Origin of the sequence: Rhizobium sp. SU303 (assembly GCF_021052345.1) — a bacterium.
Lineage (GTDB): Bacteria > Pseudomonadota > Alphaproteobacteria > Rhizobiales > Rhizobiaceae > Rhizobium > Rhizobium laguerreae.
In genome coordinates this window covers 382,015-404,696 of the sequence record NZ_CP088097.1, presented here as the reverse complement: position 1 = coordinate 404,696, position 22,682 = coordinate 382,015, and the positions used below count along the sequence as shown (strand labels likewise).

The window sequence follows — 22,682 nt, the reverse complement described above, 5'->3', positions numbered from 1 at the left end:
CTTACTTGCGCATTTTCACGGCGGCACTGGCGACCGAGACCAACACCTTTTCCCCGATCTGCGTGGATCGCCGCGCATTCGAAGCCTCGCTTTATGCGCCCCCCGGTCAACATCCAGAAACGCCGACGCTGTGCACTGCGCCGATCACCGTGGGAAGGCGCGTCACCCGGGAAAAGGGTTGGGAACTGATTGAGGGAACCGCCACCTGGGCCGATCCCGCAGGCCTCGTCAACCGGACGACCTACGAGGAATTGCGTGACGAAATCCTCGGGCAGCTCCGCGCGGCAATGCCGGTCGACGCCGTTGTCATGGGCCTGCACGGCGCCATGGTGGCCGCCGGATACGAGGATACCGAAGGCGATCTTCTGTCGCGCATCCGCGAGATCGTCGGGCCTGATGTCCTCATCTGCGCCGAACTCGATCCGCACAGCCATCTCACGGCACAACGTGTCGCCGCTCTCGATTTCGCCGTCTATTTCAAGGAGTTTCCGCACACGGACTTCGTCGACCGCGCCGAGGATCTCTGGCGCATTGCGGTCGAAACGCTCGAAGGGCGGATCAAGCCTGATATGTCGGTGTTCGACTGCAAGATGATCGACGTCTTCCCGACATCGCGCGAGCCCATGCGTTCCTTCGTCGACAAGATCATGCGGATCGAAAAGGACGACCCCGAGATCCTGTCGATCTCGGTGATCCACGGCTTCATGGTGGGCGACGTTCCCGAAATGGGAACGAAGCTGCTTGTCGTGACTGATAATAAGCCGGAGAAGGGCGCGGCTTGGGCGCGCGAACTCGGCCTCGAACTGTTTTCGAAGCGCGGCACCTTCATGGTCCCGCAGATCGACGAGAAGGAAGCCGTCGCGCGCGCGATGGCCGCCACCACATGCCCTGTTGTCATTGCCGATGTCTGGGATAATCCCGGCGGCGGCACCGCAGGAGATGCGACTGTTATCCTCGGAGAGCTGATCGCCCGCGGCGTCACGAGTGCTGCGATCGGCACCATCTGGGATCCTGTGGCCGTCCAGATCTGTTTTGCGGCGGGCGAGGGGGCGGAAATTCCGCTGCGCTTCGGCGCCAAGTCGGCGCCCGGCACCGGCAATCCGATCGACGGCATGGTGAAAGTCGTCAGGCTGGTCAGGAATGCCGAGATGCAGTTCGGCGAGAGCCTGGCCCCCTTCGGCGACGCCGCCCATATCGTGCTCGATGGCATAGACATCATCCTCAATTCGACGCGCGCCCAGAGCTTCGATCCGAGCCTGTTTTCGGTGATGGGCATCGATCCGACGAAGCAGAAGATCCTGGTCATCAAATCCACCAATCATTTCTTCGCCTCCTTTTCGAAGATCGCCGCGGAAATCCTTTACTGCTCCGCCGGAACGCCCTATCCCAATAATCCGGCGACGACGCCGTATCGGTGGGCGCCGAAGACGATTTGGCCGATCGTGGCCGATCCACATGGGTTAAAACGCGGAGCCGCCTGAATGCCTGATCGCAGCTTTGCCGTCGTCGCCAGGGCAGGAGACCGGATCGCCGATCTCTCGACGCCGCGCCCCGTGATCGACGAAGACCGACTGGCCGCCAATATCGCCCGCGTTCAATCCTATATGGATCAGCACGCGCTGAACTTCCGCCCGCATATCAAGACGCACAAGATCCCGGCCCTCGCCGTCGCGCAGGTTGCCGCAGGCGCCAAGGGCATCAATTGCCAGAAGGTGACGGAAGCCGAAGTCTTTGCCGAAGCCGGCTTCGAGGACATCCTCATCACCTTCAATATCCTCGGACCGCAGAAGCTCGAGCGGCTGGCCAAGTTGAACGAGAGAATTTCGGCCCTCAAGGTCGTCGCCGACAGCGAAGTGACGGTCGACGGACTCGCGGCGCATTTCTCCGGCCACAAGCCGCTGAACGTGCTGGTCGAATGCGATACCGGCGGCGGCCGCTGCGGCGTGCAGACACCGGGTGAGGCGGCCTCGCTCGCCAGGCGCATCGCCGCTGCCGACGGCCTCACCTTCGGCGGCATCGTGACCTATCCGAAGCCGCAATCGGCCGCCGCCGTGGAAGCCTTCATCGCCGAAACGCTGAAACAGCTGAAAACGGAAGGCATAACCTGCCCGATCGTCAGCAATGGCGGAACGCCAAGCCTCTTCGAGGCGCATCTCGTCACCTCAGCCACGGAACACCGCGCCGGCACCTATATTTATAATGATCGCCAGATGGTGCGCATGGGCCATTGCACCGAGGACGATTGCGCGATGCACGTGCTGGCGACCGTCGTGTCGCGGCCAAACGCCGACCGCGTCGTCATCGATGCCGGGTCGAAGGCGCTGACATCGGATCTTCAGGGTTTTAGCGATTACGGGTTGATTGTCGGTTATCCCGAGGCGCGGATCAGCAGCCTCTCGGAAGAACACGGCGTGATCGACCTGTCGAATTGCACCGGCCCCCGGCCGCAGATCGGCCAGAAGCTCTTCATCATCCCGAACCACACCTGCGTGGTGTCCAACCTGTTCGATACGATGGTCTTCCATCGGGGCGGCATCGTCACCCGCGTCGAGGATGTCGCGGCCCGCGGTCTCGTCTGGTAGGAGGCGGTTGCGGTTGGGGGCGAAATGGCCTTGATCACCGAAGGCCGCAGTTGCCGGTGGATCGCTCGCGATCAGGCGGCTCCTGGCGTCCAAATAGCGACAAGCGTGACGTCATGTGCCAGTCGGGGAAGCTCGCAGCGGTAAGATACGTACCTTCTCGAAAGCGAACGCCCAGACTAAGGTGCCCCTCGGCGAGCGAACACTCTGGCCATAGCGCGCCCAACCCATGGTTTTCGACATGTCACAGCACACGGTGCGACAGGTGGTGGTAAAGAAAGCGGTCGATCCAGCTGAAAGCGAGTGGCTGCAGCAAGCAAGAGCTGGTGACACATCGGCATTCGACCAGCTCATGAAGCCCTACCGCAAGCTGCTACACACGCATTGCTATCGCATGCTCGGCTCGCCCTTTGATGCCGACGATGCTCTACAGGAGACACTACTCGGTGCATGGCGTGGCCTAGGGTCTTTCGAGGCACGCAGTTCGCTCGGCACGTGGCTCAACAGCATCGCCACCCGCATTTGCCTTCGCATGATTTCGAGACGCCCTCGGCGTCTAGCGTCAGGGGATCTCGCCCCGCCGCTTCGGTCCACAGCCGAACTGGGCGAGCCGGTGCAGGGGCCTGTGTGGCTGGAACCAATGCCGGATAGCGAACTGCTGTACGGGGGTGCGCCCAACGAAGATCCAGCAGCGATACTGCTGCGTCGCGAATACATAGGACTTGCATTCGTTGCCATGTTACAGCACTTGCCCGGCACGCAGCGCGCCGTACTCCTGCTACGCGAGGTGCTTGGGTACTCGGCCAACGAGACCGCCGACATCCTTGGAACCACCGTGGCCTCGGTCAACAGTGCGCTGCAGCGCTCTCGACAAACGGTGAGGGCGAAGAAACCCGCAACCGTGCAGTCTAGCGAGATGCTGCAAGTTGATGCGCAGGGGCTCGAACTCCTGCTGCATGCCTTCGTATCCGCTTGGGAAAGTCGCGACGTTACAGCAATGGTGAACCTACTAGCCGATGATGTCCGCTTCACAATGCCGCCGCTGCCGGCATGGTTCAGTGGTCGCGAGTTTGTCGGAAAATTCTTCGCAGAACGCGTGTTCGAGACTCCCTGGCGGCTCCACTCTTTACGCGGCAACGGCCAGCCCGGATTCGCCTGCTATCTGAAGCAAGCTGGTGACGACCGCTTCCGGCCGGGTGGCGTCGTGCTGCTGAGCGTGTACGACGGCCACATTGCCGCCATCGACAGCTTTCTTGACCCTGCAGTCTGCAGCCGGTTCGGAATGCGCGACGAGTTTCACTAGGATTTTTTCGCCACGGAGCGATGAGTTTCCGCATCGCTATGTCTCTAAGGGAACGACAGGCCCGAAAGGTTCGGGACTGCAACACTCGTTCAGCAGAAGGACATTCGCGATGGCCAAGCTCGTCGTCAGCATTCTGAGTTCCCTCGACAACTACTGCGCCGGCCCGGATGGCCGGCTTGACATGCTGCCAATGGGGGAGACGTTCGACGCCCACAATCTTGAACTCTTGCGCAACGCGGGCACGCTGCTCTTCGGTGCAGTCACGTTCCCCATGTTCGAGGCCTATTGGCCGAATGTCGATCGCAGTCCGACCAACGACCCGGTGCAAAGCGAGATCGCCGAGCGTGTCGACGCTGCACGCAAGCTCGTCGCCAGCGACACGCTGGCTCTGGCAAAAACGTCCCCTTGGGCCGGCGCCGAGGTGGTGAGCAGGACACGCGTACATGCGCGGATCGCTGAACTCAAGGCTCAGGCCGGTGACGACCTGCTGATCTTTGGCAGCCGCACTCTCTTCAATAACTTGCTTGCGCATGGCTTTGTCGACGAGTTTCACCTTCTGGTGGGCAACGTCGTGTTGGGTGAGGGCGTGCGTACATTCGAGCCTGGCTTGAGTGCACCGTTCAAGCTGCTGGGCCAGCGCAAGCTCTCAGGCTCGGATATAGCAGCCTTGCACTACGACTGCCGGGCGCACTAACGCGTTGCTGGATCACCACGCATGCGGTTGTTTGTGGACGCCGTCGGGGCGGCCGCGTTGCCGGAGAAACTGGAACAGCTCGATGAAGTGCTTTCCAGCATAACTCGTTCGGAGTGTCTCCGCGGCGGAAAACAGACGTGCTCGCCGTGTTCACTGCGCTGCTGTTCCGAGCGCTGCGGCTAGTACGTCGGCCAGGCCGCGCCCGGCGCTGCCGTCCTCATCAAGGCGCGGATTGTAGATGGTGATCTCGATACCGACTGCCTTGCCGCTCGCCAAGGAAACCCGAAGCGCGGTTTCTAGCTCGTCCCATGATAACCCGCCCGGCACGCGGAAATCGACAGCCGGCATGATGCCGTCGTCGAGGCAATCGGCGTCGAGATGGATGAAGAAGCCGTCCAATTCCTCCCGCGTCAGGTGGTCGACCGCTTCGCGCGCGGCGGCCTCGATGCCCATCGCGCGCACGGCGGGAAGGTCAATCGCCTTGAGCTCTTTGGGAAGCGGGTGGCTTCCGTACTCCTCCTGATCCTTATGATCGCGATATGCGAAGGCGACGGCGTCTTCGGGACGGACCAAAGGACCGCGACCTTCAATGTCGGTCAGGAGCGACGGGCCGTGGCCGGTGACCAAGGCAAGATCCATCGAGGCGCCCTCACCATTGGGTTCCGCCTCGGGCTGAAAGAAATCGGCGTTGCCGTCGATGAAGAACAGGCCGTAGCGGCCGCGCCGTCGAAACGCGAGCATCGAGCCCATCAGGATCGTGCAATCGCCGCCGAGTACAACCGGAAATTCGCCCGCGTCAAGCACCGCTTCCACCGCGTCGGCAAGCCGGGGCGACCACGCCGCGATTGCCCTGGCATTGAGGATACCGGTCTCGGGATCGGGCATAGGGTCCTTCGGAGGCACCGCCAGCCGCTCGGCTCGGTGCGCATGGATGCGCTCTGCAAGGCCGAGATCCAGTAGTCGGTCGGGCAAGCGCTCCACACCGTCGGTCGCCAAGCCCAGCGTGGAGGGGGCTTCGAGAATTGCATAGGGAAGGGTCGGCATGCGCGCCTCCGTTAGCGAGTCATTTTGCGGAGTAGGTCACGGCCTCGATCTTGTGACCGTCCGGATCGCGGACGAACGCTCCATAATAGTGCGCATCATAGTTCGGCCGCAGCCCGGGAGCGCCATCGTCACTGCCGCCATATTTCAGTGCTGCTGCGTAAAATCGATTGACCATCGAACGGTCCTCGACAGCAAAGGCGATATGAGTGCCATTGCCCACGGTCGCTGGTTTTCCATCAATCGGAACCTGGACGCTGAAATGAAACGTACCAGTGCCGTAGCCAAGTCCACCCTCGTCCTCGGCCATCGGCACAATGCCGACGATGGGCAAAACGGCGTCGTAGAAGCGCTTCGAACGCGCAACATCATTCGTCCCAACCGAGACATGGTGGATCACAACTACCTCCGCTAGCTTTGTGCCCCTAACGGCAGCTTTTGGTCATTGTTCCCTCAAACCGTTGTTTGCAATCACCTCGCGTGTCACTTCCTGCCCGGAACCGACCTGGCAGGACGAACCGCTGAAACGGAGCCAGTCGGTTCAAGCCGCCGTCGGGTTGATCACGTTCATATCGATTTCGGTCAGCTCAACGCGCCGCTCGAAGGCTATGCCCGCCTCGTCGAAGAGGTGGCAATCTGCGGCATTGATGCCGGTCGCGACCGGCGCGTCCGCACGGATGCCAACGCTGCCCGGCAGCATGGCGCAGAAATTCTCGGACTCTCCATTCAGCGAGGCGTAGGCGACCGTATTTGCCCCGAGGCGCTCGACGACTGTCGGGGTCACGGTAAAGACGATATCGCCGCCGCCAAGCTGGATATGCTCCGGCCGGATGCCGAGCGTCAAAGCCTTGCCGGCCATACCGTCGCGCGGCGTCACGGGCAGAACGGCTGTCTGGCCTTGATAATCCACTTCGACGCCACTGGCGCTGACGCCCTTGCAGGTTACGGGCAGAAAATTCATTTTCGGATTGCCGATGAAGCCGGCGACAAACTGGTTTGCGGGCTTGTGATTAAAGCTCCAGCGGCGCGCCCGTCTGGGAGATGTCGCCGGAATCCAGCACGACGATACGGTCGGCCATGGTCATCGCCTCGACCTGGTCGTGCGTCACATAGATCATCGTCGCCTTCAACTGCCTGTGCAGCTTGGCAAGCTCGATACGCATGTCGGCGCGAAGTGCTGCGTCGAGGATGTCGCGGCCCCGCGGGGATGGCTTCATCGCGGTGCAGCCCCGCGGAAGGGGTCATGGCGATCACTACTCTTGCGACCGCCAAGCAGACCTCAGTTCTGCAGGGCCCAATCCGCTACCTGCCAACGCATCTGCCCATGGTCGGCAACGACACGGCCGAGCCCTGGAAAGGGCATGTGCGTGGCGGCGATGAGGGCGCCTTCGGAAGCGGCGCGAGGAAAGAACCGGTCGCGCATGGCTTTGGCCGCGGCAGGATCCTGCTCGAACAGGAAGAACACGTCGGTCGCCCCAGGATGAACGACGGGAAAGATCATATCCGAGACCATGATGAGGCTCTGTCCGCCATCTTGGACCCGCACGCCGATATGGCCGGGTGTATGGCCGGTCAGGTCGACAATTGAGACGCCCGGCACGATTTCTCGCTCTCCGTCGATCGCCTGAAGTCTCGGATAGAGGCGCACGACCTCGTCGGCCATCTTGAAGCTGGTCTGCAGATAATCGGGTGCGCCGCTGCGCTTGGCCGGATCAGTCCAATGCGCGACGTCGCGGCGATCTATATAGAGTTCCGCCTTGGGATAGTTGTTCTTGCCTCCGAGGATCAGACCGCCCATGTGGTCCTGATGCATATGCGTCACGATCACCGCGTCGATCTGGTCGGGCTGCAGGCCGAGCGCGGCGAGCGCCTGCGGCAGTTGGCCGGTCTGGCCGATCGAGCCTGCCGCACCGGCATCGATCAGGATGCGGCGTTCGCCATCCTCGACGAGATACTGGTTGAACAGGAACCGCACCCCGCCCGCGCGGGCGGTGAACTGCGCGACTGCCGCCTGTTCGACCTCCGCCGCGGTTCGCCCCGGAAAATAATCATAGGGCATATCCGCATAGCCGTCCGTCAACGCCGTTACCGTGAAACGACCGATGCGGATCTGCGCGAGCGGCGTAACGCTGACCGGCGCTTTGGCCGTAGCCGGTGTCGCGGCAAGCGCGGACGCGCCTTCAATCATTCCTCCGCCGAAAAGGCTTCCCCCAAGCAAGCCGATTGGGAGAGCGCTTGCAAAGGCACGGCGCGAAAGTGTGGGCATGACGTCCTTCCTGATCATTGGCAATACGGGAAACCGAACAGCGCCGGTGAACGACGTGAAGCTATGATATCCACAAACAGTAGGGTATCCTGCCATTTTGAGAACATTCCTCTCAGATAGCGGAAGGATTGCATGGATCGTTTTGACGCGATGTCGGTACTGCTGGCGGTGGTCGATGCCGGCAGCCTTTCTGCCGGGGCGCGGCAACTGCGTGCCCCCCTTGCCACGGTCAGCCGCAAGGTCGCCGATCTTGAAAAGCACCTCGGCGTGCCCTTGGTGCTGCGCACTCGCCGGGGCCTGTCGCTGACCGAAGAGGGGCGCACCTTTGTCGCCGCCTCACGCCGTATCCTTGAGGAGCTGGACGCGGCGGAGCGGCAGGCGAGCGGCGACCATGGGGCGCTGCGTGGCGGGCTCCATGTGACCGCACCTGTTGCCTTCGGCGAGCGTCATCTGCTGCCAATCTCGCTGCAATTCTTGAAGGAGCAACCCAATATCAACCTGCGCCTGACGCTGGTCGATCGGCAGATCAATCTGGCGGACGAGCAGGTTGACGTGGCTCTTAGAATTGGCCACCTGACGGACAGTGCCCTGATCACAACACGCGTCGGCAGTGTCCGCCGGGTGATCTGCGCCAGCCCCGAATATCTGGCCCGGCGAGGCGTGCCGCGTCAGCCGGAAGACCTCGCACGACATGACGGTATAAGCTTCCAGGGCTTTGCGACCGCGCCGGAATGGCGCTACCGCCGCGACGGTCCGGCCTTCGCCATCGAGCCGCACCCCAAACTCGCGGTCAACACGACGGAGGCGGCCATTCAGGCTGCAATGGCCGGTATCGGCATTATCCGCGTACTGTCTTACCAGATTTCCGATCAGCTGCGCTCCGGCGCTCTGCAGGAATTGCTGACGGAGTTCGCGCCGGAACCGCTACCTGTGAACGTGATGCATGGACCAGCCGATCCGCTGTCGCTGAAGGTGCGCTGCTTCCTCGATTGGATCTTGCCCCGCCTACGCGCGCGGGTTGCGGACTAAAGCGCTCGTCGCCGGGCGCGGCTCGGTTGATGACAGTCACGCGAAACGGTCCGAATGCTTCGGGGCGCGGCTGGCCTTTCCTAAGTTCGTAACATGTCGCCCCAGAAATCGCTGAACGAGAGGCGCAACGCCGCCATACCGCCGACGCCCGAACCGCTGAAACGGAGCCAGTCGGTTCAAGCCGCCGTCGGGTTGATCACGTTCATATCGATTTCGGTCAGCTCAACGCGGCGCTCGAAAGCTATGCCCGCCTCGTCGAAGAGGTGGCAATCTGCGGCATTGATGCCGGTCGCGACCGGCGCGTCCGCACGGATGCCAACGCTGCCCGGCAGCATGGCGCAGAAATTCTCGGACTCTCCGTTGAGCGAGGCGTAAGCGACCGTATTTGCCCCGAGGCGCTCGATGACTGTCGGGGTCACGGTAAAGACGATATCGCCGCCGCCAAGCTGGATATGCTCCGGCCGGATGCCGAGCGTTAAAGCCTTGCCGGCCATGCCGTCGCGCGGCGTCACCGGCAGAACGGCTGTCTGGCCTTGATAATCCACCTCGACGCCATTGGCGCTGACGCCCTTGCAGATTACGGGCAGGAAATTCATTTTCGGATTGCCGATGAAGCCGGCGACAAACTGGTTTGCGGGCTTGTGATAAAGCTCCAGCGGCGCGCCCGTCTGGGAGATGTCGCCGGAATCCAGCACGACGATACGGTCGGCCATGGTCATCGCCTCGACCTGGTCGTGCGTCACATAGATCATCGTCGCCTTCAACTGCCTGTGCAGCTTGGCAAGCTCGATACGCATGTCGGCGCGCAGCGCAGCGTCGAGGTTGGACAGCGGCTCATCGAACAGGAATATCTTTGGCTCGCGCACGATGGCGCGGCCGATCGCGACGCGCTGGCGCTGGCCGCCGGACAGCATGCCGGGTTTCTGCTGCAGCCGCTGTTCGAGGTGAAGGATGCGCGCCGCGTTCTCCACCTTGGCCTTGAGCTTTTCCTCTTCCATCCTTTCGACCCGAAGCGGGAAGGCGATGTTCTCGAAAACAGTCATGTGTGGATAAAGCGCGTAGGACTGGAACACCATGGCGATGCCGCGCTTGACCGGCGGCAGATCGTTGACCCTGACGCCATTAATGACGATGTCGCCGGCGGTCGTCGCGTCGAGACCTGCGATCATGCGCAAGAGCGTGGACTTGCCGCAGCCCGACGGTCCGACGAAAACGACGAACTCGCCGTTCCGCACCTCGAGCTGCACGCCCTTCAGAACTTCGTAATCGCCATAGAATTTCTGAACTTTGTTGAGAAGGAGTTGTCCCAAAAATCTATCTCCACCGGCAGCCTTGGTCGCGCGTTCATCGTCAGGGAAGGGATCGCGGATGTCACATCCCGCGATCCCAGAGAGCTCGAGGGGTTTATTTGAAGGCTTCGATTTCGCCCGCCGCCTTCTTGAGCGCGGCTTCCGGTTCGGCCTTGCCCGTCACGACGGATTGGATCATCTCGATCATCGAGTTCTGGAAGCCTTTATAGTCGGTGAAGAGCGGCTCCGGGCCGCCGTAGCTGATGCCTTCGATCAAAGGCTTCCAGTGCGGATCCTTGGCGACGAATTCATCGACCTTGGGCGACGGACGCAGCGGTGTGAGGCCGGCGCCGCCCTGCAGTTCATATTCGGACTGCACATCCGGCGACGTGATGAACTTGGCAAATTCCGTCGCCTTGTCCTCTACACCCGAGCCCTTGAAGATCGCCAAGCTGTCGGTGATCAGCAGCGTGCCGGGACCCTTGGCGTCGGGGCCGAGCGGCAGCGTGGTAATGCCCCAGCTGATCTTCGTCGCCTTCAGGCGGTCGGCTGCACCCGAGCCGGCCTGGATCATCGCCACCTTGCCGTCGAGGAAGATGGCGCGGACTTCGTTCTGCTCGTAGGCCGTCGGGCCTTCTTCGGAGTAGGGGACGATATCCTTGTAGGCCTTCAGCGCGGCGAGAATCTGCGGGCTGTCGAGCGTAACTTTACCGTCCGCATCGATCACCGTGCCGTTGTTGGTGTAAACCCAATGCATGAACTGGTGCATCGTGTTGTCGAAGGTCTTGGCGGAGAGACCGAAGCCCGGAATGCCGGTCTTTTCCTTGATGGTCTTCGCCATCTCGATTTCTTCAGCCCAAGTCTTCGGCGGCGTCTCGGGATCGAGGCCGGCCTGCTTGAAAAGATCTTTGTTCCAGTAAAGCGCCTTGGTGGAGAAAGCGATCGGAACGCCCCACTGCGTGCCCTCGAAGGTCACAGTGTTGACGATGTTCGGATAGTAGGTCTTCTTCTCGTCGTCCGTCATCGGCACCGGAACGATCAGGTCGTTCTGCGCAAATTCCTTCAGCGTGCGCGAGCCGACATAGGCCATCGCCACCGGCGTGCCGGCGGCAGCAAGCGTCGTTGCCTTGTCCTGGCACTGCGCCCATCCGACGACCTCGGGGGCGACCTTCCAGCCCGCGTTCTTTTCTTCCCATTGCTTGATGTATTTGGTGTGGACCGGGTCGATCGTGTCGCCGCAATAGATCCAGCTGATTTCCTTGTCGGCGGCCTGGGCAGTGACGGCGGTCAGTGCCGTCGAACCGAGCAGGGCGAGCGCCATAAGGCCTGTCTTGATTGATATGCTCACGTCGTGACTCCCATTCTTGTGTTAGCTGTTCACTCGTTTTTTGGTCTTATTGTTTCACCGCACCGGCGGTCAGCCCGCCGACAAGGTAGCGCTGAAGGAAGAAGATGACGACCATCGCCGGCGCGATACCGACGAAGGAAGCCGCCATCAGTTCGTTCCAGATGACCTCCTGCTTGCCGAAGTAAGCAAAGAGCCCCACCGGCAAGGGCATGTATTCGGTCTTCGAGTTGAACGTCAGCGCGAAGATGAATTGCTGGGCGTAAGCGCCGATGAAGGTGGTGATGGCGACGACGATAATCCCCGGCATCGCAATGGGCAGGATGACCCGGCGCAGCGTGTAGAAATGGCTGGCGCCATCCATGTAGGCCGCTTCGTTGAGTTCCTGCGGGATACGGATCATGTAGGTACGCAGCAGCCAGATCGCCGAGGGGATCAGGAAGGCGACGCCCGGCACGATCATGGCGAGATAGGTGTTGAGCACGCCGATGCTGCGCATCAGCCGGAAGAGCGGGATCAACAGCACGGCACCGGAAAACATGTTCACCGTCAGGAAGGCACCGAGCAGGATGCCCATGCCCCTGAATTCGAACTTCGCAAAGGCATAAGCCGCTGGAATGACGAGGCAGAGCACGATCAGCGTGACGATGATCGAGATGAAGAACGAGTTGAAGATATAGCGCCCGAAGCCCGGCACGCTGATCCACATCGTCCGGTAGGCTTCAAACGAGCCGTTCTCCGGCCAGAAGCGATAGGGCGAGGAGAAGAGTTGGCTGAGCGGCTTCAGCGAAACCAGGAAACCTTCGACGAAGGGCGACAGCACGAAGAAAAGAAACAGCGCGATGCCGCAATAGATCAGGATGATTTCCCACCAGCGGTAACGGTCGATCATGGCTGCGTTGCTCATGCGCGCTTCTCCGGATTGAGGCGGCGGGTGACGCGGAAATAGGCGAAGCAGAAGAGCGACAGGAAGATGCAGATCAAAACGGCGCGCGCTGCACCTTCACCGTATTTCTTCGAGCCGATCGCGGTCTGATAGGTATCGATGATCATCGTCGTCGTCTCGCCGCTCGGTCCGCCCTGCGTCAGGATCCAGATGATGTCGAACGAGTTGAAGGTGGCGATCAGCGAGAGCATCGACATGGTGATGATCGCCGGAACCATCAGCGGCAGCGTGATGCGGCGGAAGCGGTACCAGCGGCCGGCGCCGTCGGTCCAGGCGGCCTCGTAGAGATCCTTCGGAATGGATTGGATCGCTGCCAGGAAGTAGATCGTCACCAGTGGCACGCCGATCCAAACGTCGGTGATGATCGTTGCCCAGAAGGCGGTACTTCCGTAGGCAAGGAAGGCGACCGGTCCGTCGACGAGACCGAAGCGCTGCAACAGGCCCGATATCATCCCGAACTGGCCATTATACATCCAGCCCCACATGAAGATGCCGATCGCCATCGGCACGATCCACGGCGGCATGGTCAAAAGCCGGAACAGCGAGCGGCCGGGGACCGCGGCATTCAGCATGCATGCGCCGAATGTGCCGATAACCATTTTCAGGGCAACGGAGAAGAAGGTCCAGACGAAGGTGCGGATGATCACTTCCGCAAACCGCTCGTTGAAGATCTTCTCGTAATTGGCCCAGCCGACCCAGTTGGTGGTCTTCCTGAGCGACGCGTCGGTGAAAGAGAGAATGAACGTATCGACCAGCGGATAGGCGACGATCGCTAGAACATAGAGCACAGCCGGAAGAAGAAGGATGCAAGCGAAGATGAAGGTGCTTCTTTGAACACTCATCTTGCCGCCCTCCTCAAGCCGCTCTCGCGTGAAGGGCTTCGTCGAAGCGGTCCCAGACGGGTCTGAGGTCGACGACTGTTTTCTTCATCCTCGCTTCGTCCATCGCCAAGGCGAGGATGCCGGCTTCGAGCGCGTTCAGCGTGGAAACAGGAAGTTCGAGCCCGGTGCGTACGCTTTCAAGCAGGTCGCTCGCCATCTGTTCATCGGCGCCGTAGTGCTGGGAGAGCTCGGTGGCGGCATATTTGTTTTCGACCACCTTGTTGCCGGTCAGCTGTTCGTGAACGTCGAGATAGCCGCGGACGAAATCGCCTTCGGCCATGCCGCGCGAACCCATGATGGCGAAACGGCGGAACTGGTCGGGCACGTTCAGATTGGTGTGAAAGTTCATGCCGACGCCATTGGCATATTCGACGATCGCCACCTGATAGTCGATGATATCGGCATCGCTGTCGAAGACCTTGTCCGATCCCATCCATCCGCTCGGCTTGCGGTGGAAAAGCTCGAGGTCGTTGATGCCCTCACGTGCCGGGTCGTTGGCCGGAATGAAGCTCTTGCGGCCGCCGAAACTTGCGACGCGTTCCGGCCGTGCGCCTGCGACGCCATTGTAAAGATCGAGGTCGTGGCAGCATTTCTCCAGCATGAAGCTGCCGGAATAGCGCTCATAGCGGCGCCAGTCGCGCATGAAGAAGGCGCCGTGATAAGGCTCGATATGTTCGGAAGCCTCGATCGACACGATCTGACCAAGCTTGCCCTCGGCCTGGATGGCGCGGAGATCCTTGTAAAGAGGAGAATAGCGCAGCACGAGACCGACCATCAGTCGCTCATGGCCGAATTTTGCCATCAGATGCGCAAGTTCGATGCTTTCGGCGATCGTCGTGACGATCGGCTTTTCGCAGAAGACCTTGAGACCGGCTTGAAGCCCGAGCCTGATATGATCGAGATGCAGGTGATTGGGAGAGCCGATCATCAACAGATCGAGCTTTTCGGAGGCGAGGAGCTCTTCCGGCGAACCATAGGCCTTGCCGACTGAAATACCCTTTTCCGTCAATCCGGGAAGTCCGGCGGGTTCCGGATCCACATAGCCGACAATGTCGAAGCTGCTATCGATTGCCTTGAAAACATAGCCGAGATAGCCGAGCCGGAATCCTAGCCCGATGATTCCCACTTTCATGCCGATCAGGTTCCCATTTAGTAATTTATTTTCTTTAAGTTGGGACAAAAATCGGGAGGCGTCAATAGAAAACGGGCATGGAAGCGCGAGCATGAAATTAATTTTCATAGATCGATAGCCGGCGGCCGATTGCTGCCTGCAACCGACCGGATGCCGATTGCCAAAGGGAAGAGGGCGCATCTCTTGACGCCGAGGCAGCGAATTCAGCGACTGTTGGCGCAGCCGACGATCGGTCCGGCAAGCACACGCGGGACTCGCGAAATGTTGAAAAGACTCGTGAGTTTACGTGTGTAGGATGATGCGAGACCCGAAGGCACGGAGGAGCCATCATGACCCGTATGACAGCCAAGGATTTCCCTCAGGAACTTCTCGAACTCTACGATTACTACGCGCACGGGAAAATTACCAAACGCGAGTTTCTCGACCGGGCCGGCAAATTCGCCGTCGGCGGCGTTACGGCAGCCGCCATTCTTTCATCGCTGAGCCCCGACTATGCGCTGGCGACCCAAGTCGAGTTCACCGATCCCGATATATCGGCCGAATACATCACCTATCCCTCGCCAAAGGGAAATGGCGATGTCCGCGGCTATCTCGTCCGTCCCAAAAACGCGACCGGCAAAGTTGCGGCTGTGGTGGTCGTGCACGAGAACAGAGGTCTGAACCCCTATATCGAAGATGTGGCGCGGCGCGTGGCAAAGGCGGGGTTCATCGCTCTTGCGCCGGATGGCCTCACTTCGGTCGGAGGCTATCCCGGCAACGACGAAAAGGGACGCGAACTCCAGCAGAAAGTCGACCCGGAAAAGCTGATGAACGACTTCTTCGCGGCGGTCGAATTTTTGATGAACAACGATCTCACCACAGGCAAGGTCGGCATCACCGGCTTCTGCTATGGCGGCGGCGTCGCCAACGCTGCGGCGGTGGCCTATCCGGAGCTTGCCGCAGCCGTGCCGTTCTACGGCCGGCAGCCGCGCGCCGAAGACGTGCCGAAGATCAAGGCGCCATTGCTTCTCCACTATGCCGGTCTGGACAAGGGGATCAACGAAGGCTGGCCGGCCTATGAAGCTGCCCTGAAGTCCGCCGGAAAAACATTCGAGGCCTACATCTATCCCGACGTCAATCACGGCTTTCACAATGATTCCACGCCCCGCTACGACGAAGCGGCAGCCAAGCTCGCCTGGCAGCGGACGGTCGACTGGTTTACGAAATACCTCGCCTGAGAAGGCCGGACTTGAACGAGCTGCGGCGGGGAGCCATTTCCGCCGCTTTTCCGTCCCGCGGCTTGTCAAGGCGACTGACGGTCCGCGATCAGGCTCCAGAAGGGATCGTCGCCGGACAGGTTTTCAGAATCGGCAAGCCCGCGAAGCTGCAGGAAAGAGGCGCCGGACACATTCCGATTTCCCCAGCGCAAGCAGTCCATGAATTTGACTTCACGTTCATGAACGCTCATCGGCGCTTCAAGCGATCCCTTCGCATGCAAGCGAGACTTGTTCAAAATGCGCCCGTCGCGCATCGTGACCGTGACGACATGCGGGAGGCGCTCCACGCCTTTTTCCTCATCAGCCGAATAGGACTGCATTTCGATGCGCGGCATGAATTCCCGGATTTCCGCTCGCCCAATCTCCTGCCGTGTAAAGTCCGAAAGGCTAAGGGAGCCTTTGAGCAAAGCTGTCGCCAGGCAATATTGCATTGAGAAGCGGGCCTGCATCTCGTCGGTAGGCTCGGGATAAGCGAGGTTGCGGGCAGCGGATATGCCGACTTTCGTCTCGATCGTGACAATGTCGTCCGCCAAAAGCCCATGCTCCTGCCTCAGATCCAGAAGCGCATCGATCGCGCGATGGGTCGAGGCGCAGCAGGGATGGCGCTTGGTCACCACGCCCCGGCTTTCGATGATATGGTCCTCGTCGAATGTCAGGTCTTCCCAGCCCTTGGCATCATCGCCCCCGAAAAGATCGAGGAAGCCTTGCGGCCGTTCGAGGATATCCGGCCGCCCGCTCATGCCCGCCAGCGCCATGCGCGCCGCGTCCACGGCATTGCGCGCGGCAATGCCGGCATGAAGCGGTTTGGCGGTCGTGCCGAATTGCCCTTTCGGGCCGCAGGCGAAGCTCGTCGCGAGGCTCATCGCCGCGACCAGGCTTTCTTCGTCGGCGCCGAGAAGCCGAGCCACGCCAGCCGCAGCCCCGATGCTGCCGACCGTCGCCGTTGCGTGCCAGCCCCTGTTGTAGTGAGAGGGATTGACGCCGAAGCCGATCGCCGCCTGCGCTTCCAGCCCAGCCAGATAGGCTTCGAGAAACCGTCTTCCGCTTGTCACCTTGCCGCGCGTCAGAACCGCCAGCAGCGCCGGCAGCAGTACCGCGGAAGCATGCGCCCTTGCCGGATGGAAATTGTCATCGAAATCGAGCGCATGAGCCGCCGTTGCGTTGATGAGCGCGGCGAAAGAGGGCGAAGCGGAGCCGCCGGTGACGAGCCGCGCTGCGCCGCCTCCGGCGATTTCCCCGTCGAAGGCGCGGGTGAGCGCGGCGACGCTTTCATCGCCGCTGCCTGCAATCATACAGCCGATGGTGTCCACCGCAGCATCTCTTGCCCGGTCCATGGCGAGGTCTGAGAACGTCGTTCGCGATAGGACCTGTTCTGCGATCTTCCGGAGAATGGTGGCCATTGACGAAAGTCTTTCCGTGAGTTTGGTTCTCAGCGGAAAATGTTCAACTTTCCGCAGCTCCGCAATCTTATGCGGTTTGCGGGTAGGGCTATCGACATTGGAGACAGAATGGCGCGAGACACGAGTGCGGCGATCAGCCTGAAGCATATCGAGGCCTATGACGCGATCGCCGCGACGGGCTCGACGATCGCCGCTTCCGTCGAGCTTGGGATCTCGCAATCGAACGCCAGTCGCTTGTTGCAGCAATTGGAAGACTATCTCGGCGTCCGGCTTTTCGACCGGGAAAAGAACCGGCTGCAACCGACCCGCGAGGGGCTGCAGCTCGGCCCGGAAATCCGTGCCATTTCCGACCGGCTGCGCGCCTTGAAAACGGCTGCGATGGAGCTCGAGAGCGGCCGATCGCGCGAGATCATGCTGCGGCTCGCCTTTCCCTCCAGTCTTTCCTCGACGCGCATTCCGAAGCTGCTGAAGAACTTTCTCGCCGCGAATGGTCCAATGCGCGTCGAAGTCGCATCCGGCAGCTATCTTGCAATTGAGCGGATGGTGGCCGACGGCGAGGCCGATCTCGGCTTCGCGCGTCTGCCGCTGATGAGCCCGGGGTTGAAACAGGAGAAGATCCTGTCGTCGCGGGTCATTTGCGCCCTGCACAACGATCATCCGAAAGCCGGCAGCCGCCAATTGTCGGTCGCCGACCTGAAGGGGCAGGATCTGATCGTGCTGAACAGGGAGCGACCCGTTCGCCATGAGCTTGAGGCGTTGTTCTACAAATCAGGAATCCGCCAACGCCCCCTGCTCGAAGCGCATTCGGTGGCGAGCGCCTGCGCGCTCGCCGCGCAGGGGCTCGGCATTGCGCTGGTCGGCGAGATCATCGCCCGCGAATATGCGACGCTGCCGCTGCAGTTCATTCCGCTCGAACCGGAACTGCCGGTTGCCTACGCGCTGATCAGCGGAGAGAAATTTCCGATGCCCAAGGCCGCCAGCCTCTTCCTTCATAGCATTTCGGACTGGTCATGATGACGGTGCCTGAACCGTCCCGGGGGATCGCAAACGCATGAATATCAAGCAACTGGAAGTCCTGCGCACGCTTCTGGCGACGGGGTCGACGATTGCCACGGCAAAGACGATGGGGCTCAGTCAGTCCGGCGTCAGCCGCCTTCTCCAGCAGCTCGAGGCGGACCTTTCGATGTCGCTTTTCGTGCGCGATAAAGGCCGTCTCATCCCCACCCCCGAGGCCCTGCTTCTTGCCCGCGATGCCGAGAACATCTTGCTGGCGGTCGATCGGATGTCGGGCCACGCGGAGGACTTAAGAAGCGGCGCCGCCGGCCCGGAGATCGTCCGCATCGGCCTGCCGAGCAGCATGTGGGAGCACTTCGCGCCGGCCATGCTGGCCGATTACATCAGCGATTTCCCCGGTGTGCGGATCGAAACCTTCTTCGAGACGACGACCGCGATCAACAAGCTCGTCGAGCAGAGGGTGATCGATTTCGGCTTTCTGCGCATGGAGGGCGAGAGCGGACCGGGCATCGAGGTCGAGCGCGTCGCCACCGGCGAAAGCGTCTGCGTCGTTCCGAAGGATCATCCTCTTGCGAAACTGGAGGAAATCACGGTCAGGAATTTGCGGGACGTGCCCCTCATTCTGATTGGCCGTCAACGGCCGAACCGCATGGCACTCGACCAGAGCTTCCGGCGGGCCGGCGTCAAGCAGATCGTCAAGATCGAGACGCATACCAACAGTTCGGCCTGCTCCTACGTCGCGCATGGCCTTGGGGTCACGATCATCAGCAGCTTCTATGCGAATCTCTATCGCCACCTGCCGGTGGTTCACCGTCCTTTCGTGCCACGCGCGACCCAGGAATTCGGATTGGCGAGGGCGGTTGGGACACCACTCTCGATTGCCGCCCACGCTCTGAGCGATGCCTTGAAGCGACAGATCCAGCTTTCGCAAAAAGATATTTGAAATCAAATTTTTAGCCTGAGCCTTTACGCCAACGCAGTCGCTTTGGTTGCGGTCGCATTCCGCATAGACTTATGACAGAATCGCATAATATTGCGGATATTTCTTCATTCGATCATAGTCCGTGGCAATGAAACCGATGGCGCCGGGCACTGTCCGTCGCCCATCGCGGGGAACAAAAATGCTGAAATTCGTTCTGAACCGCCTGTTGATGGCATTGCCGACGATCGTCCTCGTTTCGGTGACCGTCTTCACGCTGATCCGCTTCATACCCGGCGATCCGGCGGCGCTGATGCTGGGTGATATGGCCGAGCCGGAGCAGATCGCGGCGATGCGCTCGGAACTCGGCCTCGACAAATCGCTGCCGGAACAGTTCCTGATCTGGACCGCCAATGTTGTCCAGGGTGATTTCGGCCGCTCGATCGTCAATGACGAGGCGGTTCTGCCGCTCGTCGCATCACGATTTCTGGTCAGTGCCGAAATCGTCGTCGTCGCCGTGCTTCTGGCGAGCCTCATCGCCGTGCCGGCGGGTGTCATCGCCGCGTGGCGGCAGAACAGTCTGACGGACCTGGCGCTGGTCGGCACGGCCACGATCCTGCTGTCGATCCCGACATTCTGGCTCGGCCTCCTGCTTCTGCTTTTCTTCGGCTTGAAACTCAGCTGGCTACCGGTCCTCGGCTATGTCTCGATCGGCAGCAACCTCACCGGCGGCCTGCTCTACCTCGTGCTGCCGATCATGACCCTGGTTATTCACGAGATGGGTGTGTTGATCCGCATGGCACGCGCCTCGACGCTTGAGGTGCTGCGTCTCGACTATATCACCCATGCCCGGGCCAAGGGGCTTTCCGAGAGCGCCGTCCTCTGGCGGCACGCCTTCAAGAATTCCTTCGGCCCGACCTGGACAGTCATCGGTCTGATCCTCGGCAATCTGCTCGGCGGCATTGCCGTCATCGAGACGGTCTTCACCATTCCGGGGCTCGGGCGACTGATGGTCGACAGCATTTTTGCTCGCGATTACCCCGTGATCCAGGGTTGCCTGCTGTTCGTCTCGCTTTCCTATGTGCTGGTCAATTTGGTCGTCGACCTGCTCTATCCCTTGTTCGATCCGCGGGTAGTCGCCGAATGAAAAACGTCACGTTCAACGGCTTCATCGGCAGCATTCTGATCGCCGCATTGCTGATCTCCGCTGCGATCGGGCTTTTCTGGACCCCCTATGATCCGATGAAGCTCGGCTTCACGGCGCGGCTGGCGGCGCCAAGCAGCGCTCACTGGCTCGGAACCGACGAATTCGGCCGCGATGTGCTCAGCCGCCTGATCGTCGGCGCCCGGGCGAGCGTCTGGATCGGCACCTTGACGGTCACATTCGCAACGGTCTGCGGCACGCTGATCGGTCTCGTCAGCGGTTACGCCCGCGGCTGGATCGATGCCGTCATCATGGCCGTCAACAATGCGCTTCTCGCCTTTCCAGGCATCCTTCTGGCGCTGGGATTGCTCGCCGTCTTCGGCGCCAATCAATATGGCATCATCTTCGCGCTGGGCATTGCCTATTCTCCATCCATGGCCCGCGTTGTCCGGGGCGCCGTCCTGTCGCTGCGCGAGCGGGAATTCATCGAGGCCTCCAAGGTGATGGGCAATGGCGAGCTCTACACCATGTTCCGCCATATCCTGCCCAATTGCATCGCGCCGATCACCGTGCTTGCGACCTCGATGTTCGGCTGGGCGATCCTTTCGGAAAGCGCGCTCAGCTTTCTCGGCCTCGGCGTTCCGCCACCGGCGCCGACCTGGGGCAACATGCTGGCTGCCGGCCGACCATTCATCGAGCAGGCGGTCTGGCTGGGTCTCTTCCCGGGCCTGGCGATCGCCCTGACGCTTCTCGGCATCAATCTTCTGGGCGACGCTCTTCGGGACAAGCTTGATCCGCGGATGAGGGGGCTGAAATGACCAATAGAACGCTTTTGAATGTCCGCAACCTGTCCCTTCAGGTCACCGGGACCGGTGTGGAGGTCGTCAAGGAGGTCAGCTTCGACATCGCTCCAGGCGAGATCTTCGGCATCGTCGGGGAAAGCGGATCGGGCAAGACGCTGGCAACACGCGCCCTGATCTCGCTGCTGCCGGCACCCATCAAGGTGATCGGCGGCTCCGTTGCCTACAAGGGACGCGACGTGCTTTCCATGAACGGCGCGCAATTACGCCAATTGCGTGGTGCGGAAATCGGTGTCGTCTTCCAGGAGCCGATGACCTCGCTCAATCCCTCGATGACCGTCGGCCGCCAACTCGAAGAAGGCTTGCAGCTGCATACGAAACTTTCGAAGGAAGAACGGCGCAGCCGGATCCTCGACATGCTGAACCGGGTCGGGATCCGCGATCCCGCCGGGGCGCTCACGTCCTATCCGCATGAATTCTCAGGCGGCATGCGCCAGCGCATCATGCTGGCATCGGTGATGCTGCTGAAGCCGGCACTCTTGATCGCCGACGAGCCGACGACGGCGCTCGATGCCGTGATCCAGCGCGATGTCATGGAATTGATGGTGGAACTGACACAGGCGGAAGGCACCGCCGTGCTGCTGATCAGTCACGATCTGCCGATGGTTGCGCGCTACACGAACCGCATCGTCGTCATGGAAAAGGGCGTGATCGTCGAAGAAGGACGCACCGCCGATCTGCTCCATGCACCGCAGCGCGCCTATACGAAGAAACTGCTTTCCTCCCTGCCGTTCCGCGGAGAGACGCGCACGATCGACAAGACCAGGGCGCCGATGGTCTCGGCGCGGGATATCGTCGTCGACTATCCGGGCCGGCGGTCGCTGATGAAGAAGGCAACGCCGAAGCGGGCGCTGCATGGCGTCAGCATCGATATCCACGAGGGTGAAGTCGTGGCGCTGGTCGGCGGTTCGGGTTCCGGCAAGACCACGCTCGGGCGCACCATTGCCGGACTGGTCCGGGAGAGCGAAGGCGATATCCGGTTCAAGGGACGCAGCCGCGACGACGATTGGATGGATTATCGGCTGAATTGCCAGATGGTGTTTCAGGATCCTTATTCCTCGCTCGATCCGCGCATGACCATCCTCGCGCTTGTGGAAGAAGCGCTGCGGCTCGTTCCCGATCTCGACGCCATGGCCAAGCGCAAGCGCGCCCTGGAGACGCTGGAGGAAGTCGGCCTTGGGTCCGACTATGCCGGGCGCTACCCGCATGAACTTTCGGGCGGCCAGCGGCAGCGCGTGGCGATTGCCCGCGCCATTGCGCGCCGGCCGAAATTCCTGATCGCCGATGAACCGGTATCGGCGCTTGACGTGACGGTCCGGGCGCAGGTGCTCGAACTCCTGTCCGATCTGCAAAAACGCTACGGCTTTTCCTGCCTGTTCATCAGCCACGATCTCGGCGTGGTCGAACAGGTGGCCGATCGCGTCGTCGTCATGCAAGACGGCCGGATCATCGAGGAAGGCGACCGCGATACGGTCTTCGACAGCCCGAAGGAGGCCTATACGCAACGGCTTCTCTCGGCCATCCCCGCTCTGGACCACAATGCTCAGGGCGGCGTGATCCTCAAATGGCGCCTGGAGAACTGAT

The 22,682-nt window shown here is 61.1% G+C and carries 20 protein-coding genes and 1 pseudogene; 11 read left to right on the top strand and 10 right to left on the bottom strand.

Annotation, left to right across the window (positions count from 1 at the left end):
- The first annotated feature begins 5 nt into the window (after positions 1-5).
- From RlegSU303_RS30850 to RlegSU303_RS30835, 4 genes are all read left to right on the top strand, one after another.
- The gene (locus tag RlegSU303_RS30850) at positions 6-1,481 is read left to right on the top strand and encodes a M81 family metallopeptidase (protein WP_017957668.1); all 1,476 of its coding nucleotides are present in this window, start codon (positions 6-8) and stop codon (positions 1,479-1,481) included.
- Positions 1,482-2,582 carry a D-TA family PLP-dependent enzyme gene (locus tag RlegSU303_RS30845; protein ID WP_222373046.1) on the top strand — a complete coding sequence of 367 codons (1,101 nt, stop codon included), beginning with the start codon at positions 1,482-1,484 and terminating at the stop codon, positions 2,580-2,582.
- Positions 2,583-2,808: 226 nt separating this feature from the next.
- Positions 2,809-3,882 (top strand): RNA polymerase subunit sigma-70, encoded by a 1,074-nt coding sequence (locus RlegSU303_RS30840; protein WP_017957666.1) that lies wholly within the window; start codon positions 2,809-2,811, stop codon positions 3,880-3,882.
- A 109-nt stretch (positions 3,883-3,991) separates the two neighbouring features.
- On the top strand, positions 3,992-4,576 hold the full coding sequence (locus tag RlegSU303_RS30835; protein WP_017957665.1) for a dihydrofolate reductase family protein: 585 nt from the start codon (positions 3,992-3,994) through the stop codon (positions 4,574-4,576).
- Between the two features lie 150 nt (positions 4,577-4,726).
- Here RlegSU303_RS30835 and RlegSU303_RS30830 read toward each other — a convergent pair whose 3' ends face one another.
- From RlegSU303_RS30830 to RlegSU303_RS30815, 4 genes and pseudogenes are all read right to left on the bottom strand, one after another.
- Positions 4,727-5,620, bottom strand: a complete 894-nt coding sequence (locus tag RlegSU303_RS30830; RefSeq protein WP_017957664.1) for an arginase family protein — start codon at positions 5,618-5,620, stop codon at positions 4,727-4,729.
- A 19-nt stretch (positions 5,621-5,639) separates the two neighbouring features.
- Complete coding sequence (locus RlegSU303_RS30825) at positions 5,640-6,017, bottom strand: VOC family protein (protein ID WP_017957663.1); 378 nt, start codon at positions 6,015-6,017, stop codon at positions 5,640-5,642.
- Positions 6,018-6,158: 141 nt separating this feature from the next.
- Positions 6,159-6,804, bottom strand: a pseudogene (locus tag RlegSU303_RS30820) (ABC transporter ATP-binding protein); the annotation flags it as partial.
- Between the two features lie 92 nt (positions 6,805-6,896).
- Positions 6,897-7,883, bottom strand: coding sequence for an MBL fold metallo-hydrolase (locus RlegSU303_RS30815; RefSeq protein ID WP_017957662.1), 987 nt, complete (start codon positions 7,881-7,883; stop codon positions 6,897-6,899).
- 132 nt (positions 7,884-8,015) lie between these two features.
- Here RlegSU303_RS30815 and RlegSU303_RS30810 point away from each other — a divergent pair, with 132 nt between their 5' ends.
- Entirely contained in the window at positions 8,016-8,912 is an 897-nt protein-coding gene (locus RlegSU303_RS30810) for a LysR family transcriptional regulator (protein WP_017957661.1), read from the top strand.
- Between the two features lie 176 nt (positions 8,913-9,088).
- Here the strand turns inward: RlegSU303_RS30810 and RlegSU303_RS30805 are convergent, their stop codons facing one another.
- The 5 genes from RlegSU303_RS30805 to RlegSU303_RS30785 all read right to left on the bottom strand — a co-directional run bounded on the left by RlegSU303_RS30805 (position 9,089) and on the right by RlegSU303_RS30785 (position 14,505).
- Positions 9,089-10,222, bottom strand: coding sequence for an ABC transporter ATP-binding protein (locus RlegSU303_RS30805; RefSeq protein WP_131628878.1), 1,134 nt, complete (start codon positions 10,220-10,222; stop codon positions 9,089-9,091).
- Positions 10,223-10,316: 94 nt separating this feature from the next.
- On the bottom strand, positions 10,317-11,522 hold the full coding sequence (locus RlegSU303_RS30800) for an ABC transporter substrate-binding protein (protein ID WP_017958116.1): 1,206 nt from the start codon (positions 11,520-11,522) through the stop codon (positions 10,317-10,319).
- 73 nt (positions 11,523-11,595) lie between these two features.
- Positions 11,596-12,453, bottom strand: coding sequence for a carbohydrate ABC transporter permease (locus RlegSU303_RS30795; RefSeq protein ID WP_003553169.1), 858 nt, complete (start codon positions 12,451-12,453; stop codon positions 11,596-11,598).
- Positions 12,450-13,334, bottom strand: a complete 885-nt coding sequence (locus RlegSU303_RS30790) for a carbohydrate ABC transporter permease (RefSeq protein ID WP_017958115.1) — start codon at positions 13,332-13,334, stop codon at positions 12,450-12,452. The genes RlegSU303_RS30795 and RlegSU303_RS30790 overlap by 4 nt, the downstream gene beginning before the upstream one ends.
- Positions 13,335-13,347: 13 nt before the next feature.
- A complete protein-coding gene (locus tag RlegSU303_RS30785) occupies positions 13,348-14,505 on the bottom strand; it encodes a Gfo/Idh/MocA family protein (RefSeq protein ID WP_017958114.1) in 1,158 nt (385 codons plus the stop codon).
- A gap of 329 nt (positions 14,506-14,834) precedes the next feature.
- Between RlegSU303_RS30785 and yghX the strand changes: the two genes are divergently transcribed.
- A complete protein-coding gene (yghX, locus tag RlegSU303_RS30780) occupies positions 14,835-15,722 on the top strand; it encodes a YghX family hydrolase (RefSeq protein ID WP_017958113.1) in 888 nt (295 codons plus the stop codon).
- Positions 15,723-15,787: 65 nt separating this feature from the next.
- Here yghX and RlegSU303_RS30775 read toward each other — a convergent pair whose 3' ends face one another.
- Positions 15,788-17,161: an MmgE/PrpD family protein gene (locus tag RlegSU303_RS30775; protein ID WP_222373047.1), complete on the bottom strand. Its 1,374-nt coding sequence runs from the start codon at positions 17,159-17,161 to the stop codon at positions 15,788-15,790.
- 39 nt (positions 17,162-17,200) lie between these two features.
- Here RlegSU303_RS30775 and RlegSU303_RS30770 point away from each other — a divergent pair, with 39 nt between their 5' ends.
- The 5 genes from RlegSU303_RS30770 to RlegSU303_RS30750 all read left to right on the top strand — a co-directional run bounded on the left by RlegSU303_RS30770 (position 17,201) and on the right by RlegSU303_RS30750 (position 22,681).
- Positions 17,201-18,175: a LysR family transcriptional regulator gene (locus RlegSU303_RS30770; RefSeq protein ID WP_017958111.1), complete on the top strand. Its 975-nt coding sequence runs from the start codon at positions 17,201-17,203 to the stop codon at positions 18,173-18,175.
- Between the two features lie 37 nt (positions 18,176-18,212).
- Positions 18,213-19,118, top strand: coding sequence for a LysR family transcriptional regulator (locus tag RlegSU303_RS30765; protein WP_017958110.1), 906 nt, complete (start codon positions 18,213-18,215; stop codon positions 19,116-19,118).
- Positions 19,119-19,296: 178 nt separating this feature from the next.
- Positions 19,297-20,241, top strand: coding sequence for an ABC transporter permease (locus tag RlegSU303_RS30760; protein WP_222373048.1), 945 nt, complete (start codon positions 19,297-19,299; stop codon positions 20,239-20,241).
- Positions 20,238-21,056 carry an ABC transporter permease gene (locus tag RlegSU303_RS30755; protein WP_017992060.1) on the top strand — a complete coding sequence of 273 codons (819 nt, stop codon included), beginning with the start codon at positions 20,238-20,240 and terminating at the stop codon, positions 21,054-21,056. The genes RlegSU303_RS30760 and RlegSU303_RS30755 overlap by 4 nt, the downstream gene beginning before the upstream one ends.
- Positions 21,053-22,681 (top strand): ABC transporter ATP-binding protein, encoded by a 1,629-nt coding sequence (locus tag RlegSU303_RS30750; RefSeq protein ID WP_222373049.1) that lies wholly within the window; start codon positions 21,053-21,055, stop codon positions 22,679-22,681. The genes RlegSU303_RS30755 and RlegSU303_RS30750 overlap by 4 nt, the downstream gene beginning before the upstream one ends.
- Position 22,682 lies beyond the last annotated feature (1 nt).

Coding starts and splice junctions, on each gene's coding strand:
- RlegSU303_RS30810 (WP_017957661.1), top strand. CDS start 8,016: ATGGATCGTTTTGACGCGATGTCGGTACTGCTGGCGGTGGTCGATGCC.
- RlegSU303_RS30815 (WP_017957662.1), bottom strand. CDS start 7,883: ATGCCCACACTTTCGCGCCGTGCCTTTGCAAGCGCTCTCCCAATCGGC.
- RlegSU303_RS30750 (WP_222373049.1), top strand. CDS start 21,053: ATGACCAATAGAACGCTTTTGAATGTCCGCAACCTGTCCCTTCAGGTC.
- RlegSU303_RS30760 (WP_222373048.1), top strand. CDS start 19,297: ATGCTGAAATTCGTTCTGAACCGCCTGTTGATGGCATTGCCGACGATC.
- RlegSU303_RS30840 (WP_017957666.1), top strand. CDS start 2,809: ATGGTTTTCGACATGTCACAGCACACGGTGCGACAGGTGGTGGTAAAG.
- RlegSU303_RS30795 (WP_003553169.1), bottom strand. CDS start 12,453: ATGAGCAACGCAGCCATGATCGACCGTTACCGCTGGTGGGAAATCATC.
- RlegSU303_RS30755 (WP_017992060.1), top strand. CDS start 20,238: ATGAAAAACGTCACGTTCAACGGCTTCATCGGCAGCATTCTGATCGCC.
- yghX (WP_017958113.1), top strand. CDS start 14,835: ATGACCCGTATGACAGCCAAGGATTTCCCTCAGGAACTTCTCGAACTC.
- RlegSU303_RS30800 (WP_017958116.1), bottom strand. CDS start 11,522: ATGGCGCTCGCCCTGCTCGGTTCGACGGCACTGACCGCCGTCACTGCC.
- RlegSU303_RS30790 (WP_017958115.1), bottom strand. CDS start 13,334: ATGAGTGTTCAAAGAAGCACCTTCATCTTCGCTTGCATCCTTCTTCTT.
- RlegSU303_RS30785 (WP_017958114.1), bottom strand. CDS start 14,505: ATGAAAGTGGGAATCATCGGGCTAGGATTCCGGCTCGGCTATCTCGGC.
- RlegSU303_RS30830 (WP_017957664.1), bottom strand. CDS start 5,620: ATGCCGACCCTTCCCTATGCAATTCTCGAAGCCCCCTCCACGCTGGGC.
- RlegSU303_RS30765 (WP_017958110.1), top strand. CDS start 18,213: ATGAATATCAAGCAACTGGAAGTCCTGCGCACGCTTCTGGCGACGGGG.
- RlegSU303_RS30775 (WP_222373047.1), bottom strand. CDS start 17,161: ATGGCCACCATTCTCCGGAAGATCGCAGAACAGGTCCTATCGCGAACG.
- RlegSU303_RS30845 (WP_222373046.1), top strand. CDS start 1,482: ATGCCTGATCGCAGCTTTGCCGTCGTCGCCAGGGCAGGAGACCGGATC.
- RlegSU303_RS30835 (WP_017957665.1), top strand. CDS start 3,992: ATGGCCAAGCTCGTCGTCAGCATTCTGAGTTCCCTCGACAACTACTGC.
- RlegSU303_RS30770 (WP_017958111.1), top strand. CDS start 17,201: ATGTTCAACTTTCCGCAGCTCCGCAATCTTATGCGGTTTGCGGGTAGG.